General features: G+C 68.2%; 19 protein-coding genes. 14 read left to right on the forward strand and 5 right to left on the reverse strand.

Annotated elements, in window-relative coordinates:
* Positions 1-50: 50 nt before the first annotated feature.
* Together ACN675_RS14705 and ACN675_RS14710 are read left to right on the forward strand one after the other, a co-directional pair.
* Entirely contained in the window at positions 51-1,052 is a 1,002-nt protein-coding gene (locus ACN675_RS14705; RefSeq protein WP_420751562.1) for a glycosyltransferase, read from the forward strand.
* A gap of 2 nt (positions 1,053-1,054) precedes the next feature.
* Positions 1,055-2,023, forward strand: a complete 969-nt coding sequence (locus tag ACN675_RS14710) for an NAD-dependent epimerase/dehydratase family protein (protein WP_420751544.1) — start codon at positions 1,055-1,057, stop codon at positions 2,021-2,023.
* Here ACN675_RS14710 and rfbB read toward each other — a convergent pair.
* A complete protein-coding gene (gene rfbB, locus ACN675_RS14715; protein ID WP_420751545.1) occupies positions 1,981-2,997 on the reverse strand; it encodes a dTDP-glucose 4,6-dehydratase in 1,017 nt (338 codons plus the stop codon). The two genes, ACN675_RS14710 and rfbB, sit on opposite strands and share 43 nt — an antisense overlap.
* A 65-nt stretch (positions 2,998-3,062) precedes the next feature.
* Between rfbB and rfbA the strand changes: the two genes are divergently transcribed.
* Genes rfbA through ACN675_RS14730 form a run of 3 tightly spaced genes read left to right on the forward strand, consistent with a single transcriptional unit; the run spans position 3,063 to position 4,995 of the window.
* Positions 3,063-3,935, forward strand: coding sequence for a glucose-1-phosphate thymidylyltransferase RfbA (gene rfbA / locus ACN675_RS14720; protein ID WP_420751546.1), 873 nt, complete (start codon positions 3,063-3,065; stop codon positions 3,933-3,935).
* Positions 3,936-3,937: 2 nt separating this feature from the next.
* Complete coding sequence (gene rfbC, locus ACN675_RS14725; protein WP_420751547.1) at positions 3,938-4,525, forward strand: dTDP-4-dehydrorhamnose 3,5-epimerase; 588 nt, start codon at positions 3,938-3,940, stop codon at positions 4,523-4,525.
* The gene (locus ACN675_RS14730) at positions 4,522-4,995 is read left to right on the forward strand and encodes a GtrA family protein (protein ID WP_420751548.1); all 474 of its coding nucleotides are present in this window, start codon (positions 4,522-4,524) and stop codon (positions 4,993-4,995) included. The genes rfbC and ACN675_RS14730 overlap by 4 nt, the downstream gene beginning before the upstream one ends.
* 136 nt (positions 4,996-5,131) lie before the next feature.
* On the opposite strand, the gene ACN675_RS14735 is transcribed toward ACN675_RS14730, so the two are convergent.
* Positions 5,132-5,677 carry a GtrA family protein gene (locus tag ACN675_RS14735; RefSeq protein WP_420751549.1) on the reverse strand — a complete coding sequence of 182 codons (546 nt, stop codon included), beginning with the start codon at positions 5,675-5,677 and terminating at the stop codon, positions 5,132-5,134.
* On the opposite strand from ACN675_RS14735, the gene ACN675_RS14740 reads away from it, so the two are divergent.
* Genes ACN675_RS14740 through ACN675_RS14750 form a run of 3 tightly spaced genes read left to right on the forward strand, consistent with a single transcriptional unit; the run spans position 5,676 to position 8,289 of the window.
* Entirely contained in the window at positions 5,676-6,053 is a 378-nt protein-coding gene (locus ACN675_RS14740) for a VOC family protein (protein ID WP_420751550.1), read from the forward strand. The two genes, ACN675_RS14735 and ACN675_RS14740, sit on opposite strands and share 2 nt — an antisense overlap.
* A gap of 50 nt (positions 6,054-6,103) precedes the next feature.
* Positions 6,104-7,528 (forward strand): FAD-binding protein, encoded by a 1,425-nt coding sequence (locus tag ACN675_RS14745; protein WP_420751551.1) that lies wholly within the window; start codon positions 6,104-6,106, stop codon positions 7,526-7,528.
* Positions 7,528-8,289, forward strand: coding sequence for a decaprenylphospho-beta-D-erythro-pentofuranosid-2-ulose 2-reductase (locus ACN675_RS14750; RefSeq protein ID WP_420751552.1), 762 nt, complete (start codon positions 7,528-7,530; stop codon positions 8,287-8,289). The genes ACN675_RS14745 and ACN675_RS14750 overlap by 1 nt, the downstream gene beginning before the upstream one ends.
* A gap of 54 nt (positions 8,290-8,343) precedes the next feature.
* Here the strand turns inward: ACN675_RS14750 and ACN675_RS14755 are convergent, their stop codons facing one another.
* A complete protein-coding gene (locus tag ACN675_RS14755; RefSeq protein ID WP_420751553.1) occupies positions 8,344-8,664 on the reverse strand; it encodes a hypothetical protein in 321 nt (106 codons plus the stop codon).
* Between the two features lie 204 nt (positions 8,665-8,868).
* Here ACN675_RS14755 and ACN675_RS14760 point away from each other — a divergent pair, with 204 nt between their 5' ends.
* Positions 8,869-10,821, forward strand: a complete 1,953-nt coding sequence (locus ACN675_RS14760; RefSeq protein WP_420751554.1) for a galactan 5-O-arabinofuranosyltransferase — start codon at positions 8,869-8,871, stop codon at positions 10,819-10,821.
* Here ACN675_RS14760 and ACN675_RS14765 read toward each other — a convergent pair.
* A complete protein-coding gene (locus tag ACN675_RS14765) occupies positions 10,799-11,230 on the reverse strand; it encodes a DoxX family protein (protein ID WP_420751555.1) in 432 nt (143 codons plus the stop codon). The two genes, ACN675_RS14760 and ACN675_RS14765, sit on opposite strands and share 23 nt — an antisense overlap.
* Before the next feature lie 188 nt (positions 11,231-11,418).
* On the opposite strand from ACN675_RS14765, the gene ACN675_RS14770 reads away from it, so the two are divergent.
* The 5 genes from ACN675_RS14770 (at position 11,419) to ACN675_RS14790 (ending at position 14,500) form a co-directional block, all read left to right on the forward strand.
* Entirely contained in the window at positions 11,419-11,676 is a 258-nt protein-coding gene (locus tag ACN675_RS14770; RefSeq protein WP_420751556.1) for an SAV_915 family protein, read from the forward strand.
* On the forward strand, positions 11,673-11,948 hold the full coding sequence (locus ACN675_RS14775; protein ID WP_420751557.1) for a hypothetical protein: 276 nt from the start codon (positions 11,673-11,675) through the stop codon (positions 11,946-11,948). The genes ACN675_RS14770 and ACN675_RS14775 overlap by 4 nt, the downstream gene beginning before the upstream one ends.
* On the forward strand, positions 11,945-13,105 hold the full coding sequence (locus ACN675_RS14780) for a hypothetical protein (RefSeq protein ID WP_420751558.1): 1,161 nt from the start codon (positions 11,945-11,947) through the stop codon (positions 13,103-13,105). The genes ACN675_RS14775 and ACN675_RS14780 overlap by 4 nt, the downstream gene beginning before the upstream one ends.
* Positions 13,106-13,337: 232 nt before the next feature.
* On the forward strand, positions 13,338-13,769 hold the full coding sequence (locus ACN675_RS14785) for a hypothetical protein (protein WP_420751559.1): 432 nt from the start codon (positions 13,338-13,340) through the stop codon (positions 13,767-13,769).
* A gap of 215 nt (positions 13,770-13,984) precedes the next feature.
* Complete coding sequence (locus tag ACN675_RS14790) at positions 13,985-14,500, forward strand: hypothetical protein (protein ID WP_420751560.1); 516 nt, start codon at positions 13,985-13,987, stop codon at positions 14,498-14,500.
* A 39-nt stretch (positions 14,501-14,539) separates the two neighbouring features.
* On the opposite strand, the gene ACN675_RS14795 is transcribed toward ACN675_RS14790, so the two are convergent.
* Positions 14,540-16,202 (reverse strand): FAD-binding and (Fe-S)-binding domain-containing protein (locus ACN675_RS14795; protein ID WP_420751561.1); only part of this gene is annotated, 1,663 nt, incomplete at its 5' end.

A 16,202-nucleotide genomic window follows, 5' to 3' on the forward strand; every position in this document is an offset into this window, starting at 1 on the left:
GCCGGATTGTGAGCAGCGACAACCCGGCAGCGACGGGCACGCCACACCGCGTGTCGATTGTCGTGCCGGTCTACCAGGGCGAACACACCCTCGGTACGTTGCTCGAGCAGATCGTTCCGTTGACCGATGTCACCCTGACACCCGGCGGCCGTCCCATGGTGGTCGAAGAGGTCCTGCTCGTCCACGACAACGGCCCCGACAATTCGGCTCGTGTCATCCGCGAGCTGTCCACGAAGTACCCGTTCGTCGCGGGGGTGTGGCTCAGCCGGAACTTCGGCCAGCATCCGGCGACCCTTGCGGGCATGGCGTCGAGTGGTGGCGAGTGGATCGTCACGCTCGACGAGGACGGCCAGCACGACCCGGCCGCCATCGGCGGCCTGCTCGACACCGCGCTCGACGAGGGTGCGACCGTCGTGTACGCGAAGCCCACGAATCCGGCGCCGCACGGCGCGCTGCGGAACGCGGCGTCCCGGGGATCCAAGTGGTTCCTGGCCCGGGCGCTGGCCGTTTCCGACAGCACCGACTATCAGAGTTTCCGTCTGGTGCTGGGCGAAGTGGGACGGTCCCTCGCCGCCTACGCGGGGTCGGAGGCCTACCTCGACGTCGCGCTCGGCTGGATCGCGGGGAAGGTGACCACCAGCCCGGTCGAGCTGCGCGAAGAGCAGGGACGGGCCTCCGGGTACCGGCTGCGCAGCCTGCTGTCGCATTTCTGGCGGATGGTGCTGTCGAGCGGAACCAAGGGCCTGCGCATGGTGAGCCTGCTCGGCGTGGTCCTGGCCACCGGCGGTTTCCTGTGGGCGGTGTGGGTGCTGGTGTCCTCCCTGTTCTTCGGCAACCGCATCCCGGTGCAGGGCTGGGCGTCGACGACGGTCATCCTGCTGCTCGGATTCGGGGCCGTCCTGTTCTCCCTCGGGGTGATCGCCGAGTACGTCGGGGTGGCGGTGAAGACGGCGATGGGCAAGCCGCCGTATCTGATCGTCAGCGATCCCGAGTCCGGCCCGCTGGGCCGCACCCAGCGCTATCCCGACCTCGAGTCCTTCCGGAGCGGATAGCCGTGCCGGCACCGACCTGGGTCGTCGGAAGCGGAGGACTGCTCGGTTCGTGGGTGACCCGCGAATTGCGTCGCCGCGACGTCCCGGTGACGACGAGCACGGTGCCGTGGGACGAGCCGGAGCAGGCCCGATCCGTGCTGCTGGCCGATGCGGACCGGTTCGTCCGGAGCACCCGCGGCGGGCGGTGGCGGGTCGCGTGGTGCGCCGGCGCCGGCGTGAACGGGACGACCCCGGAAGCCTTCGCGGCCGAGAACGACCTGCTGCGCGACGTGCTCGACGGACTCGCCCGCGCGTCCGGCGGCAGCGCCGAGAACGGGACGGTGTTCCACGCGTCGTCGGCGGGTGGGGTGTACGCGGCCGCGATGGGCGCACCGCACTCGGAGCACACCCCCACGGCCCCGCTCGGTCCGTACGGACACGCCAAGCTGGCCGCCGAGGCGGTCGTCACGGATTTCGCCCGCGAGACCGGCGCGACCGCGGTGATCGGGCGCTTCGCGAACCTGTACGGGCCGGGGCAGAACCTGGACAAGCCGCAGGGACTCATCTCGCACCTGTGCCGCGGCTATCTCACGGGGACGCCGGTCTCGATCTACGTCTCGATGGACACCCTGCGGGACTACCTGTTCGTCGCCGATGCGGGAGAAATGGTGGTCGACGCGCTGGACCGGGCGGAGGCCGAACCGGGCGGGGTGAGCACCAAGATCTTCGCGTCGGGCCGGTCGGTGACGATCGGCGCGATCCTCGGCGCCTGCCGCACGGTGTTCCGGCGTCGCCCCAATGTGGTGCTGGCGTCGTCGCCGCTCGCGTCGGTACAAGGCCGGGACCTGCGGTTACGGTCGGTGGTGTGGCCGGAGCTGGACCGTCGCAGCCATCGGCCGCTGCCGGCCGGGATCGCCGCGACGCTGGAGTCGACGCGACGCGCGATGGGTCAGTCGGCGCGGCCGAGTGTGCGCTCGCCGGAGCGGGCGTAGGCCAGTTCGGTCGCGTCCTTCTGCGGACGCCACCAGTCCTCGTGGGTGCGGTACCAGTCGATGGTCGCGGCCAGACCCTCGCGGAAGTTGCGGTAGCGCGGTTCCCAGCCGAGTTCGGTGCGCAGCCGGGTCGCGTCGATGGCGTAGCGCAGGTCGTGGCCGGGCCGGTCGGTGACGAAGTCGAAGTCGGTGCGGTCCTTGCCGCACAGCTCGAGAACGGTCTCGACGACGGTGCGGTTGTTCGTCTCCCCGTCCGCTCCGATCAGGTAGGTCTGCCCGATCTCACCCTTGTCGATGATCGTCCACACCGCGCGGTTGTGGTCGTCGACGTGGATCCAGTCCCGCACGTTCTCCCCGGTGCCGTACAGCTTGGGCCGGACGCCGTCGAGGACGTTGGTGATCTGCCGCGGAATGAACTTCTCCACGTGCTGATAGGGCCCGTAGTTGTTCGAGCAGTTCGAGATGGTCGCGGCCACGCCGAACGAGCGCACCCACGCCCGGACCAGCAGGTCCGAGCCCGCCTTGGTCGAGGAGTACGGGCTCGACGGGTTGTAGGCGGTGGCCTCGGTGAACCGCGCCGGGTCGTCGAGTTCGAGGTCGCCGTACACCTCGTCGGTGGAGATGTGATGGTAGCGCACCGAGTGCCGGCGCACCGCCTCGAGCAGGGTGAACGTGCCGATCAGGTTGGTCTGCACGAACGGCGACGGATCGGCGAGGGAGTTGTCGTTGTGCGATTCGGCGGCGAAGTGCACCACCAGGTCCGACTCGGCCACCAGCGCATCCACGAGGTCCGCGTCGGCGACGTCGCCCTGCACGAATCGGATGCGGTCGGCGACGGGGTCGAGGGAGGCGCGGTTGCCGGCGTAGGTGAGCTTGTCGAGCACCGTCACCTGCGCGTCGGGGCGTTCGGCGACGGTTTGGTGCACGAAGTTCGCGCCGATGAATCCGGCACCGCCGGTGACGAGCAGCCGCATGCGGCAACCCTACCGGGGGCGCGCTCGTTGGTTCGCGTCCGCCCCGGGGTGGGACACTGTCCCTCATGCGCGGAATCATTCTCGCCGGCGGCACCGGGTCTCGGCTCCATCCGATCACGCTGGGAGTGAGCAAGCAGCTCGTTCCGGTCTACGACAAACCGATGATCTACTACCCGCTGTCGACGCTGATGCTCGCCGGAATCCGCGACATCCTGATCATCACCACCCCCGAGGATGCGCCGCAGTTCCAGCGGCTGCTCGGTGACGGCTCCCGCTACGGGGTGAACCTGAGCTACAAGGTCCAGCCGGAACCGAACGGCCTGGCCCAGGCGTTCGTCCTCGGCGCCGACCACATCGGCAACGGCGGCGCCGCCCTGGTCCTCGGCGACAACATCTTCTACGGTCCCCGGCTCGGCACCCAGCTCACCCGCTTCGCCGACCTCGACGGCGGTGCGGTGTTCGCCTACCGCGTCTCCGACCCCAGCGCCTACGGCGTGATCGAGTTCGACGCCGACGGCCGGGCCCTGTCGCTCGAGGAGAAACCCGCCACCCCGAAGTCGAACTTCGCGGTTCCCGGTCTGTACTTCTACGACAACGACGTCGTCGAGATCGCCCGTGGCCTGCGCCCGTCGGACCGCGGCGAATACGAGATCACCGACATCAACCGCACCTACCTCGAGGCCGGCCGGCTCCAGGTCGAGGTGCTCCCCCGCGGCACCGCCTGGCTCGACACCGGCACGTTCGACTCGCTGCTCGACGCCGGCAACTTCGTCCGTACCATCGAGCAACGCCAGGGCCTCAAGATCGGCGCCCCCGAAGAAGTCGCGTGGCGACTCGGCTTCATCACCGACGACGACCTGCGCGCCCTGGCCGCGCCGCTGGTCAAGTCCGGCTACGGCAGCTATCTGCTCGACCTGCTCGACCGGGAAGGAAACTGACGGTGCACTACCGCGAACTGAAGATCCCCGGGGCCTGGGAGATCACCCCTCGCCAGTTCGGCGACGACCGCGGCGTGTTCTACGAGTGGTTCAAGCAACCCACCTTCACCGACGCCTCCGGTCGCCCGCTCGAGCTGGCGCAGGCCAACTGCTCGGTCTCCGCCGCCGGGGTGCTGCGCGGCATCCACTACGCCGACGTCCCGCCCGGCCAGGCCAAGTACGTCACCTGCGTCTCCGGTGCGGTGCTCGACGTCGCCGTCGACCTGCGCGTCGGCTCCCCCACCTTCGGACAGTGGGACGCGGTCCTGCTCGACGACGTCGACCGCCGCGCGATCTTCCTGACCGAAGGTCTCGGCCACGCCTTCTGCTCCCTCGCCGACGGCTCGACCGTCGCCTACCTGTGCTCGACCACCTACAACCCCGAGCGCGAACACGAGATCAACCCCCTCGACCCGCAAATCGGCATCGACTGGCCCACCACGGGCCGCGACGGCCAACCGCTGCGTTACGAACTCTCGGCGAAGGACCAGGCGGCCCCGTCGTTGGCCGACGCGGTCGCGGCGGGTTCGCTGCCGCGGTTCCAGGGTTGAGTGCGACGCCGGTGTCCGCTCCCGACCCTGTCCGCGCACCCGGCGGGATGTCGGGGGCGCCCGGCCCGCTCATGCGCCTGTTCCGGAACCAGGCGGTGGCGTTCCTGCTGGTCGGCGCGTTCAACACCGCGCTGGGCACCGCATGGTTCATCGTCTGGCAGCTCGCCGTCGGCGACACCCTCGGCTACCACTTCGCCATCGTCGCGGGCTACGCGTCGAACGTCCTGTGTGCCTTCTCGACCTACCGCTACCTGGTGTTCCGGGTGCGCGGTCACGTGCTCCGGGACCTGTGGCGGTTCGTGACGGTCAACCTGAGCGCGTTCCTGCTGAACCTCGCCCTGATGACCGTGGCCGTCTCGGTGCTCGGGTTCCCGCCGATCCCGTCGCAGATCGCGATCACGGTTGTGACGGCGACCGCGAGTTTCTTCGGCTACCGGGACTTCTCCTTCCGCCGCGCCAAGCGCGGCTGAGCGGCCCCGCAGATTTCGAGCGCGCCGCGCGCCCCTCGTATCCGAGCGAATGTATCGCTCAGTCGATCCAAGGAGACGAGCGATACATTCGCTCGGTCACAGCAGGGCAGACCGCCGCCCGCCGACCACCGGCCGATCAGCGGATGCGGAAGATCACCGCACGCTGCACCACGAAGTTGATCACCGTCGCCGTGCCCTGCGCGACGACGAACGCGAACGGGATACGCCACCACTGGTCGGGCAGCGACTCGTTGAGCAGGCGGTTGATCCCGACCTGCGCCAGGAATGTGACCGCGTACAGGATCACCACCGCGACGAACCGCGCGCGGCTCGGCTCGGCCTTGAACGTCCAGCGCCGGTTGATGAGGTAGGCGGTCGTCGTGCCGGCGACGAAGGAGATCGCCTTCGCGAGGTCGCGGGTGACGCCGAACGCCATGAGCAGCACGTACAGGCCGTAGTCGACGATCGCCGACAGCCCGCCGGTGAGCACGAACCGCACGATCTGGGTCTTCAGGTCGAGCGCGTCGTCCGCGATGTTCTCGGTGACGGGAATCTCGACCGGCAGGGGTGCCCGGTGCTCGGGCTCGGACACGTCGTGGATTTCGGGCACGACGTCGAGAATAACGCCCAGGTCACGCGGGCCTTGACCTCGAGTCGACTCGAGGTTGCACGATCGGGGCATGGCCGTCGAACTGAACCACACCATCGTCCACGCCAGCGACCGCGACGCCTCGGCCCGGTTCTTCGCCGACATCCTCGGGCTCGCCGCCCCGAAACCGTTCGGCCCGTTCCTGGTCGTGCAGGTCGACAACGACGTCTCGCTGGACTTCATGACCGACAGCGGGCCCGTCCGGCCCCAGCACTACGCCTTCCTCGTCGGCGAATCCGACTTCGACGCGATCTTCGGACGCATCCGCGACCGCGGCCTCGAGTACTGGGCCGATCCGATGCACCGGCGGTCCGGCGAAATCAATACACACGACGGCGGGCGCGGCGTGTATTGGAGCGATCCGGACGGTCACAGCCTCGAGATCATCACGCGACCGTACGGCGGGTGACAAACGGCATCTTGCGGACCTGCCCGGACGCGCGGGTAGCCTCTATGCCGATGTCCACGACAGCTGCAGAGCAGGCGACTGCGCCGCTCCCAACCCAGACCCGCACTCTGACCGGCTGGGGGCGCACTGCGCCGACCACCGCGGAAGTGCTGTCCACCCCCGACGTCGAGCTGATCGCCGCAGCGGTCGCCCGGGTCGCGGAGCAGAACGAGTCGAAGCCGGCGCACCTGCGTCGCGGCGTCATCGCCCGTGGCCTCGGCCGCTCCTACGGCGACCCCGCGCAGAACGCCGGCGGCCTCGTCGTCGACATGACGGCGCTGAACAAGATCCACACGATCGACCGGGACTCCCGGCTCGTCACCGTGGACGGGGGCGTGACCCTCGACCAGCTGATGAAGGCCGCGCTGCCGTTCGGCCTGTGGGTTCCGGTGCTCCCGGGCACCCGCCAGGTGACGATCGGTGGCGCCATCGGCTCCGACATCCACGGTAAGAACCATCACAGCGCGGGCAGCTTCGGCAACCACGTCCGCTCCATGGACCTGCTCACCGCCGACGGCCAGGTCCGCACGATCACCCCCGGCGGCCGCAACTCGAAGCTGTTCTGGGCGACCGTCGGCGGCATGGGCCTGACCGGCATCATCCTGCGCGCGACCATCGAGATGACGCCGACCGAGACGGCGTACTTCATCGCCGACAGCGTGCGCACCTCGGGTCTCGACGAGACGATCGCCCTTCACAGCGACGGCTCCGAGGACAACTACGACTACTCGAGCGCGTGGTTCGACGCGATCTCGGCGCCGCCGAAGCTCGGCCGTGCCGCCGTGTCGCGGGGTTCGCTGGCCAAGCTCGATCAGTTGCCGAAGAAGCTGCAGAAGGATCCGCTGCGGTTCAACGCGCCGACCCTGCTGACGCTCCCCGACATCTTCCCGAACGGTCTGGCGAACAAGTTCGACTTCAGTATCGTCGGCGAGCTGTACTACCGGAAGACGAAGAACGCCACCGGTCAGGTCCAGAATCTGACGCAGTTCTACCACCCGCTCGACCTGTTCGGTGAGTGGAACCGCGCCTACGGTTCCAAGGGCTTCCTGCAGTACCAGTTCGTGGTGCCGCCCGAGGCCGTCGACGAGTTCAAGCGCATCATCGTCGACATCCAGAAGTCCGGGCACTACTCGTTCCTCAACGTGTTCAAGCTGTTCGGTGAGGGCAACAAGGCGCCGCTGAGCTTCCCGATGAAGGGCTGGAACATCTGCGTCGACTTCCCGATCAAGGCGGGCCTGAACGAGTTCGTGACCGAGCTCGACAAGCGCGTCCTCGAATTCGGGGGTCGTCTCTACACGGCGAAGGATTCGCGCACCACCGCCGAGACGTTCCACGCGATGTACCCGCGCATCGGCGAGTGGCTCAAGGTCCGCCGCTCGGTCGACCCCACCAACGTCTTCGCCTCCGATATGTCCAGAAGGTTGGAACTCCACTGATGATCAATGCCGTCGGCAACCCCCAGACCCTGCTGCTGCTCGGTGGCACCTCCGAGATCGGCCTGGCCATCGTCGAGGAGTACCTGCGCAAGGCACCGGCCCGCGTCGTGCTCGCCGCGCTGCCGAACGATCCGCTGCGCGAGTCCGCGGTCGCACAGGTGAAGGCCGCGGGCGCGACGAAGGTCGACCTGGTCGACTTCGACGCCCTCGACACCGAGAGCCACCCGAAGGTCATCGACGAAGCGTGGGCGGGTGGCGATGTCGACATCGCGATCGTCGCGTTCGCGCTCGACGGCGACCCCGAGGAACTGTGGCAGAACCAGCGCAAGGCCGTGCTCGTCGCGAACGTCAACTACACCGCGTCCGTGTCGGTCGGTGTGCTGATCGGCGAGAAGATGAAGGCGCAGGGCTTCGGCCGGATCATCGCGATGTCGTCGGTGGCCGGTGAGCGCGTCAAGCGCGCCAACTTCGTGTACGGCTCGACGAAGGCCGGTCTCGACGGCTTCTACCTCGGTCTCGGTGAGGCGCTCGCCCCGTTCGGGCCGAAGGTCACCGTGGTGCGACCGGGCATGGTGCGCACCAAGTTCAGCGCCCACGTCAAGGAAGCGCCCCTCACCGTGAACAAGGAGGATGTGGCCGCGCTGGCCGTCGCCGCGTCCGACAAGGGCAAGGAAATCGTGTGGGCGCCCGGACCGTTCCGCTTCGTGATGATGGCGCTGCGGCACATCCCGCGCGCGATCTTCCGTAAGCTGCCGGTCTAGAGTTCTTTCGCCGCTGCCCCGCCGGGTTCGATATCCGGCGGGGCGGTCGCGTCTCTACTGCAGGTAGCCGACTCCGGTCGAGAATCCGTCGTTCAGCCCGTAGCAGGCGTGGTTGACGAAACCTTCGTTGGTGAAGACGCCGTTCACGTCGCCGCTTTGACCTGGTGCGTTCGACGCGTAGCCGACGCCGGGTTGCCCGACGATGACGCATTGATAGGACTCGGTGCCTTCGTTGTCGGACAAATTCCCGTCGATGGCGCCTCCGGGAGGTCCCGGCAGGATCACCGGGTCTGCCGCGGCCTGTGCGGCCCCGGCCACGAGGAGCGGTGCTGCCACGAGTGCAGCGAACAACGCGCGCACGGATGTTCGTCTCATGAGTCCAGCCTTCCGTTCGACTTCACCCGGTGTTTCCGGGCGACCCCCTGACGCGATGGCGGACATGCTCCTGCCGGTGGCGTGTCCGGCCACCGTCGCTTCCATCCAGCATGCAAGATCAAGTGGGCTCGAGGCCAGCATTGGCACTACTCGAATCTGCGGTTGCCGCGCCGCGGGCGGCACCACGCGTCCCCCTATGCTCGGATGGTGCTCACCGCCTCCGAAGTAGCCCCCGCACGCCGCGTCGTCTCGGCGCTCACGCAGTTCGCGTGCGCCGCAGTCGTCGCCGCAGTGGTCGCCGCGGTCGGACTGTTCGCGTTCGCGCGGGTGCAGTGGCCGGCGTTCAATTCGTCGAACGTGACGCAGGCGATCACGACGGTGCTGCAGGTCGCGGCGCTGGCGGTGCTCGCGGCGTCGGTGTGGATGCTGCGGCGGCGCCGGTGGCCGTGGGTGGCGCGGGTGCTGTCGTGGGCGGGACTGTCGGGCTTGGTGACAGCGACGTTGGGGATGCCGCTGGCCGCGACGAAGCTGTATCTGCACGGCGTGTCCGTCGACCAGGAGTTCCGCACCGAGTACCTGACGCGCTTCACGGATTCGGCAGCGCTGCACGACATGACGTACGCGGATCTGCCGCCGTTCTATCCGGCGGGCTGGTTCTGGGTGGGCGGTCGCGTCGCGAACGTGCTCGGCACGGACGGCTGGGAGGCGTTCAAGCCGTACGCGATCGCCTCGCTGGCGGTGACGGCGGCGGTGGCCGTCGTGCTGTGGTCGGAGCTGGTGCGGTCGGATCTCGCGGTGCTCGTCGCGACCGCGACGACCGCGATCGTGCTCGCCTACGGCTCCCCCGAACCGTACGGGGCGATCATCGCGCTGCTGCTGCCCGCCGCCCTGGTGCTGGCGTGGGGCGCTTTCGCGCCGGTGTGCCTTTCTGGCGGTCAGGACCGCCACAAAGGCACACCGCAAGGGACGCGGCAGGGATGGGGGGCCGTGCTGGGCACCGGCCTGTTCCTCGGCCTGGCCGCCACCTTCTACACCCTCTACCTGGGGCTCGCCGCGTTCGCGGTGGTGGTGATGGCCGTGGTGGCCGCGGCGCTCGCGTGGCGCGCGGCCGGGACGTGGCGGGCGGTGATTCCCGTCGTCGTCCGCCTGGCCGTCATGGCTGCGATCGCGATCGTGGTCGCGCTCATCGTGTGGCTACCGTTCCTGCTCGGCGTCCTCGGCGGCGCGCAACTCGCCGGGTCCGGCACCGCGACCCACTACCTGCCCGAGGCCGGCGCGCGCCTGCCGCTGCCGATGTTCCACGCCTCGCTCATCGGGCTGCTGTGCCTGCTGGGCACCGTGTGGCTCGTCGGCCGGGCATCGTCGTCACGCCGGGCGCAGGCACTCGGGCTCGGTGTCGTCGCCGTATACCTGTGGTACCTCGCGTCTCTGGCGCTGACCGCCGTCGGCACCACGCTCCTGGCGTTCCGGCTCGAGGTGATCCTGCTGGTGCTGCTCGGCGCCGCAGGCACTTTCGCGTTCGTCGACTTCACCCGCTGGATCGTGCTGGCCAGCAGCGACAATCCGCGGGTGCGCTGGTCCCTCGTGGCCGTCGGCGCGCTCGGCGCAGTCGCGTTCACCCAGAACATCCCGCAGGTCCTCGCCGGGGAGATCACCGTCGCCTACACCGACACCGACGGCAACGGCGAACGCGCCGACCAGCGACCGCCGGGCGCGGCGTCGTACTTCGCGGAAGTGGACGAGACCATCACCTCGCAGCTCGGCCGCGACCGCCACGACATCGTCGTGCTCACCGCCGACACCACCTTCCTCGCCTACTACCCGTACTACGGATTCCAGGCTCTCACTTCGCATTACGCGAATCCCCTCGCCGATTTCCCGGCACGGGCCGCGGCGATCGCCGAATGGGCGGAACTCGAGACCCCCGACGAACTGCTCGCCGCATGGGACGCCGCGCCGTGGCGGGCCCCCGACGCGGTGGTGTTCCGGCAGAGCGCCGAAGGGTACACGCTCCGACTGGCCGAAGACGTGTACCCGAACGACCCGAACGTGCGTCGCTACACGGTGACGTTCCCGAAGGCGCTGTTCGACGATCCGCGTTTCACGGTGAGCGAGGTCGGCCCGTTCGTCGTGGTCACCCGCGCCGGATCGGCATGATCCGCCGGACCCGGAGATCGCGCAGCCACAGGCCGCCCCACACGAAGATGCCGGTGTAGATCGGGAACAGGGTGGTGCTCACGATCGGCTGCTCGGTGAGCAGATTCGTCGCGACCGCGCCACCGAGATAGCCGGTGAGCAGCACGGCACCGAGGATCGAGGTCGCCGGAACCACGTACGCGATCAGGCACACGAGCAGCACGATGCCGAACACGCGGTTGAGGCTCGGATCGAATCCCAGGTCGGCCATGGCCTCCTGCACCTGGGACGTGTTGAGCACGTGGATCACCGAGTCGAAGAGCAGGAACAGCACGACGAGTCCGCTGACGATCAGCCCGGCGATCCGGGCGCCTTTCGACGGCGCAGCATCGGCGGCGGCGGTGCTCGTGAACGTAGAAGTCGAGGTCATGATGGTCTCCTGAGGTCGCATCAGTACGGTCGCGTGTACAGACCGGGCAGCGCACGGAAACTCATCGCGGTTGCGGTATCGTCCCGGGCGGGTCGTACGGGGGTGCGGCGGAATCGGGGGATTCGATGGGGGAAATTCTGTTCGTACCGACCCGTCGGCGTGACGGTTCAGGGCAGGTTCAGCTGGAGATGCGATCACTGCCCGACGGCCGATTGGCGTTGCCCGCGTACACCTCGCTCCCGGAACTGACCCGCTGCTGCGGCCCCCGGCAGGCGTGGATGGGCGTCGACAGCGCCGGGTTGCAGCAAATCCATCGCACCACCGGCTACGACGTCGTCCTCCTCGACGGCAAACAGCCACCACCACCGCCTCCCCCGTCGGAAGACGAGTACACGCAGCCACGCAGCTGGCTGCGCGACCCGCTCGGACGGGCGGAAACCTCGTGAGCATCGAAATCGGGGATCTCAACGCGGTGGCGAGGAACCTGGCCACCGGAGCCGACGGGCTCAACGAACTCGGCTCCGAGAGTGCCGATCTGCCCGACGCCGGAGCATCCACCGCGCTGCTCGCGGAATCCCTGGGCGCGCTCGCATGCGCGCTGGATCTGGCCGTGCGGTCGCTGGCCAACGCAGCCGATCTCACCCAAAACGATCTGCGCGACTACCAGGAACTCGAAGCACAGAACACGCAGAACATCGCCCAGGGCGGTCAGCGGTGAGCATCGATACCCGGGTCTTCGGCGACCCCGCGACGTGCTACATCTGCGCCGACTCTCTCGCCGCGCTCGCTGCCGGCGTGAACCGGCAACTGGCGTCGGCTCGCGCGGGTCGCACCGAGTCGGAACACGAGTTCATCGGCACCACCGGCGACGAATTCCGACGACGCCTGGACAGCATCATCTCCGGGACCACCGAGGTCGCCGACCAATCCGACACGATCGCCACCGCCCTGCGCACCTTCGCCGACCAGCTCGTCACCGCTCGCGCCCGCATGACGCAGGCCGAAACGACTGCGGCGGAAGCCGGTCTGCCCGTGGAGTTCGGGATCGGTATCGGTGAACCGATCGAGATCGATCCGAATTCGTACGACCTTGCACCGCAGGTCCTTCGCGCCCGTCAGGTGGCGGCATACAACGCCGCGCTCGAGCTCGTTGCCGAAGGTCGCGAAATCGAGGGCGCAGCGCACAGCAGGTTCGCGGAGGCGCTCCGCGGCCCGACCACGATCCTGAAGGACGCCGAGGCGCAGTGGGGTTGGCTCCTGGCGTTCGTCGTCACCGGATACATCGGAACCGCAGTCAACGAATTGTCCAAGTGGGGACCGATCGCAGCCAAACAGGCATCGCTGGTGTCCCGGTTCGGTGAACTCGCCGCGGAAGCTGCTCGTCTGGGCGATCCGTATCCGGAAGCGGCCGCAGCCAGGGCAATGCGAGCATTCCAGGGTGGCGCGGACGACGCCGCCCGCTTTGCCGCAGAGAACTCTCGGCTGCTCGCGGGGCTTGGCGGCAATCGCCTCGTCAACGCTCTCGGTACAAACTTGGATGTAGTTTTCACCGAGGGTTCAGCACTCGCCAAGTTCGGATCGAAGGTTCCGGGAGCAGGCCTGCTCTTGACCATCGGCCAAACAGGATTCGACGTCTACCACGCTGAAGACAGCGACGCAGCGATCAAAGCCGTCGCCAAGGATGTCGGAGGATTCGTCGCGGGAACCGTCGCAACGGAATTGATCCTCGCCAGTGCGGCTGGCGGGCCCGTCACACTGCTTGCCGTAGGGGCCGGCGTCGGCGTCGCGTTCGGAGTCGGTGAAGTGATCGAACACTGGGACGACATCTCCGGCGCCGCCGGCTCAGCGGCACGCTGGGTCGGCAATCTCTTCTGAGGACCACAAAATGCACACATCCGATCTGCCCCCGATCCCCGACGCGGCAACCGGCGAACCTCGTCCACCCCGCGCACCCCGAATCCATCAGGGAAAGGAGCAGACACCGCAGGACCGTCAACCCCACAATCCGCCCCCATTGCCCAGCGGCCACGGACCCATGCTCGAGTGGATCCAACCGAGCGTCCGCCTTCAATACGGTGCGGCCGCAGCACTGGCGGGAATACTCGTCGTGTTCGCGATCGTTCGAACCGGTGGATTCGAATGGCTCCACTGGTGGTGGTACTGGGCACTTCTCATCGTCGGATCCTGGATAATGTTCCGTGCCACCAGGAATCATTGGACCGCAGCCGGCGCCACCTGGGTCCAGTGGCGCAGCAGTTGGGTCGACACCTATCGCCTCACCCGCATCCGCTTCTCTGCTGACGGAACCAACCGCGTCCTGCGTCTGCGTGACGAGCACGGCAACGAAATCCATTCGTTCAAAATCAGTGAGATCCAAGGCAACCCCGACCTCTGGGACCTCGTCTACAACGGCATCCTCCACTCCATCGCATCCGGCAACTGCGACATCGACGCCAAGACCCGCCAAATCCTGCAGATTCCCTACGAACTCGGCCCCCGCCCCACCGGAAAGCGTGCCGACAGAAGACGACTCTGGTGAACGCCCCTCACTCCGGCATCGAGCTGCCGCCGATGCCCGACCCGGTCACCGGCCAACCCCGGCCTCCTCGCGCGCCACGGGTGGGGCATCAACGCCCGAACACTCCCAGCGACCGCTTGCCACGCACTCGACCTGCCCCACCACCCGCCGAGTTCGGGCCGATGCTCGAGTGCGCTCAGCCGAGGTTCTTCGACCGGTTCGGCGGGGTCGTAGTGATGGTCGCAGTACTGGCGTTGTACGGCACCGCGCAGAACCTGGGCTTGGAATGGATGTCCTGGTGGGGCTATTGGGCAATCATGGGAGTCTCTTCCTGGTTCATGTACTTCACGGGCGATCGCTGGACCGCGGCCGGAGCCTCCTGGGTGCAGAAGCAGAATTCGTGGGTCGACACCTACCACCTCACTCGTATTCGCGTCTACGTCGGCAGGGGCATCCGATCCCTCTCCTTCGGCGACACACACGGCAACGAGCTACGCAGTTTGTCGCTCGCGCAGATCCAGGCCAACCCCGACCTCTGGGACCTCGTCTACAACGGCATCCTGCATTCGGTGGCGTCGGGCAACTGTGACATCGACGCCAAGACCCGCCAAATCCTACAGATCCCCTACGAACTCGGACCGCGACCCGTGCGGTACGTCCCGCGCCGAGGCCGTGTTGCGCCGGTAACCGATCGCCGGACTCGGCGCCCCGTGAACTTCGTGCCCCGCACCGGCCGCCACCGCCCCGGGTGACGGGACCGTTCGCCCTGGCCGCCCGAGTATCGCTTCCCGTCACCCGGGCGGGGCGGGGAGGCGGGAGGCGAGGAGTTCGGCCAGGTGCATCCCGCGACGATCGGTGAGATCGGCGATCTGGGTGCGGCACGAGTAGCCGTCGGCGAGGACGACATGGTCGTCGGCCGCCGCCTCGACCGCCGGGAGAAGCTGGTGCCCGGCGACCGCGACGGACACCTCGTAGTGGCCGCGCTCGACACCGAAGTTCCCTGCGAGACCGCAACATCCGCCGATCCGGGACACGTCCGCGCCGGCGTGCCGCAGCAGGTCGGCGTCGGTGTCCCAGCCCATCACGGCGTGGTGGTGGCAGTGCGGCTGCGCGACGACGGTGGTGCCGGCTAGCGACGGCAGCGGCCGGTCGGCGAGCAGTTCGGCCAGCGTCACCGTGGACCGTGCGACGGTCCGCGCCGACTGCGACCCGAGCAGATCCACGGTGTCCGATCTCAGGACGGCGGTGCACGACGGTTCGAGCCCCACGATCGGCACCCCAATGCGGAACAGCTCGGAGACTGTGCGGCCCAGTATTTTTCGTGCAGCGTCGAGCTGTCCGGTGGTGATCCAGGTGAGACCGCAGCACTGCTGCCGCTCGGTGACACACACCCGGAATCCGGCCGACTCGAGCACCTGCACGGCGGCGATGCCGACGTCGGGAGTGAAGTAGTCGGTGAAGGTGTCGACGAACAACAGCACCGGATCGCCCGTCCGCGACCGCGAGGCCGCGCTGTCGGCGAACCAGCGCCGGAACGTGCGTGTCGCGAACCGCGGGACGCTGCGCCGCCGATCCAGTCCGGCGACCGTCAGTCCGGCAGCCGCGACCCCGGGCATCCCCGCGACGGCGTTGACCAGACGCGGGGCGTGGCTCGCCCACGCCGCCCAGCGCGGCAATCGCCCCAGCGAGTAGTGAGCGGCCGGGCGCGGACGGTTCCGGTAAGTCTGGTACAGCACTTCGGATTTCCACGTAGCCATGTCGACGCCGGTGGGACAGTCGGAGGCACAACCCTTGCAGGACAGGCACAGATCGAGCGCCTCGTGCACCTCGCGGGAGCGCCACGAATCGGTGACCAGACCGCCGTTGAGCATCTCCTGCAGCGCCCGCGCCCGCCCGCGAGTGGAGTCCTTCTCCTCGCGCGTCGCCAGATAGGACGGGCACATCACCCCGCCGGTCGCGGTCGTGTCGGCGCGACACTTGCCGACGCCGGTGCAGCGGTGCACAGCCCGGGTGAAGTCACCGCCGTCGTCCTCGTACCGGAACGCCAGATCCTTCCGGATGATCTGTGCGGCAGGAACTCTCAGATCACGATCAACCGGCGCCGGGTCGACGAGCACTCCCGGGTTGAGGATGTTGTCGGGATCGAACACGGTCTTCACCGCGCCGAACAACCGGAGCGCCGCAGGCGAATACATCAGGGGCAGCAGTTCGCTGCGGGCGCGGCCGTCGCCGTGCTCCCCCGACATCGACCCTCCGTACGACGCGACGAGTTGCCCTGCCGCGAAAAGGAATTCCCGCAGCAACCCGGGAACCTCGAGCGGAATGTCCAGCCGGATGTGCAGACAGCCGTCGGCGAAATGACCGTACGGATACCCGGTGATCCCGTACCCCGCGAGCAACGACTCGAATTCGCGCAGGTACGCACCGACCCGCTCCGGCGGGACCGCCGCGTCC

The organism is Rhodococcus sp. O3, assembly GCF_048897285.1.
Classification (GTDB): Bacteria; Actinomycetota; Actinomycetes; order Mycobacteriales; family Mycobacteriaceae; genus Rhodococcus.

Excerpts from the sequence above, each read along its gene's own strand:
- rfbB (WP_420751545.1), bottom strand. The coding sequence starts at position 2,997 with ATGCGGCTGCTCGTCACCGGCGGTGCCGGATTCATCGGCGCGAACTTC.
- rfbA (WP_420751546.1), top strand. The coding sequence starts at position 3,063 with ATGCGCGGAATCATTCTCGCCGGCGGCACCGGGTCTCGGCTCCATCCG.
- ACN675_RS14740 (WP_420751550.1), top strand. The coding sequence starts at position 5,676 with ATGGCCGTCGAACTGAACCACACCATCGTCCACGCCAGCGACCGCGAC.
- ACN675_RS14735 (WP_420751549.1), bottom strand. The coding sequence starts at position 5,677 with ATGCCCCGATCGTGCAACCTCGAGTCGACTCGAGGTCAAGGCCCGCGT.
- ACN675_RS14745 (WP_420751551.1), top strand. The coding sequence starts at position 6,104 with ATGTCCACGACAGCTGCAGAGCAGGCGACTGCGCCGCTCCCAACCCAG.
- ACN675_RS14750 (WP_420751552.1), top strand. The coding sequence starts at position 7,528 with ATGATCAATGCCGTCGGCAACCCCCAGACCCTGCTGCTGCTCGGTGGC.
- ACN675_RS14755 (WP_420751553.1), bottom strand. The coding sequence starts at position 8,664 with ATGAGACGAACATCCGTGCGCGCGTTGTTCGCTGCACTCGTGGCAGCA.
- ACN675_RS14760 (WP_420751554.1), top strand. The coding sequence starts at position 8,869 with ATGGTGCTCACCGCCTCCGAAGTAGCCCCCGCACGCCGCGTCGTCTCG.
- ACN675_RS14765 (WP_420751555.1), bottom strand. The coding sequence starts at position 11,230 with ATGACCTCGACTTCTACGTTCACGAGCACCGCCGCCGCCGATGCTGCG.
- ACN675_RS14770 (WP_420751556.1), top strand. The coding sequence starts at position 11,419 with ATGCGATCACTGCCCGACGGCCGATTGGCGTTGCCCGCGTACACCTCG.
- ACN675_RS14790 (WP_420751560.1), top strand. The coding sequence starts at position 13,985 with ATGGTCGCAGTACTGGCGTTGTACGGCACCGCGCAGAACCTGGGCTTG.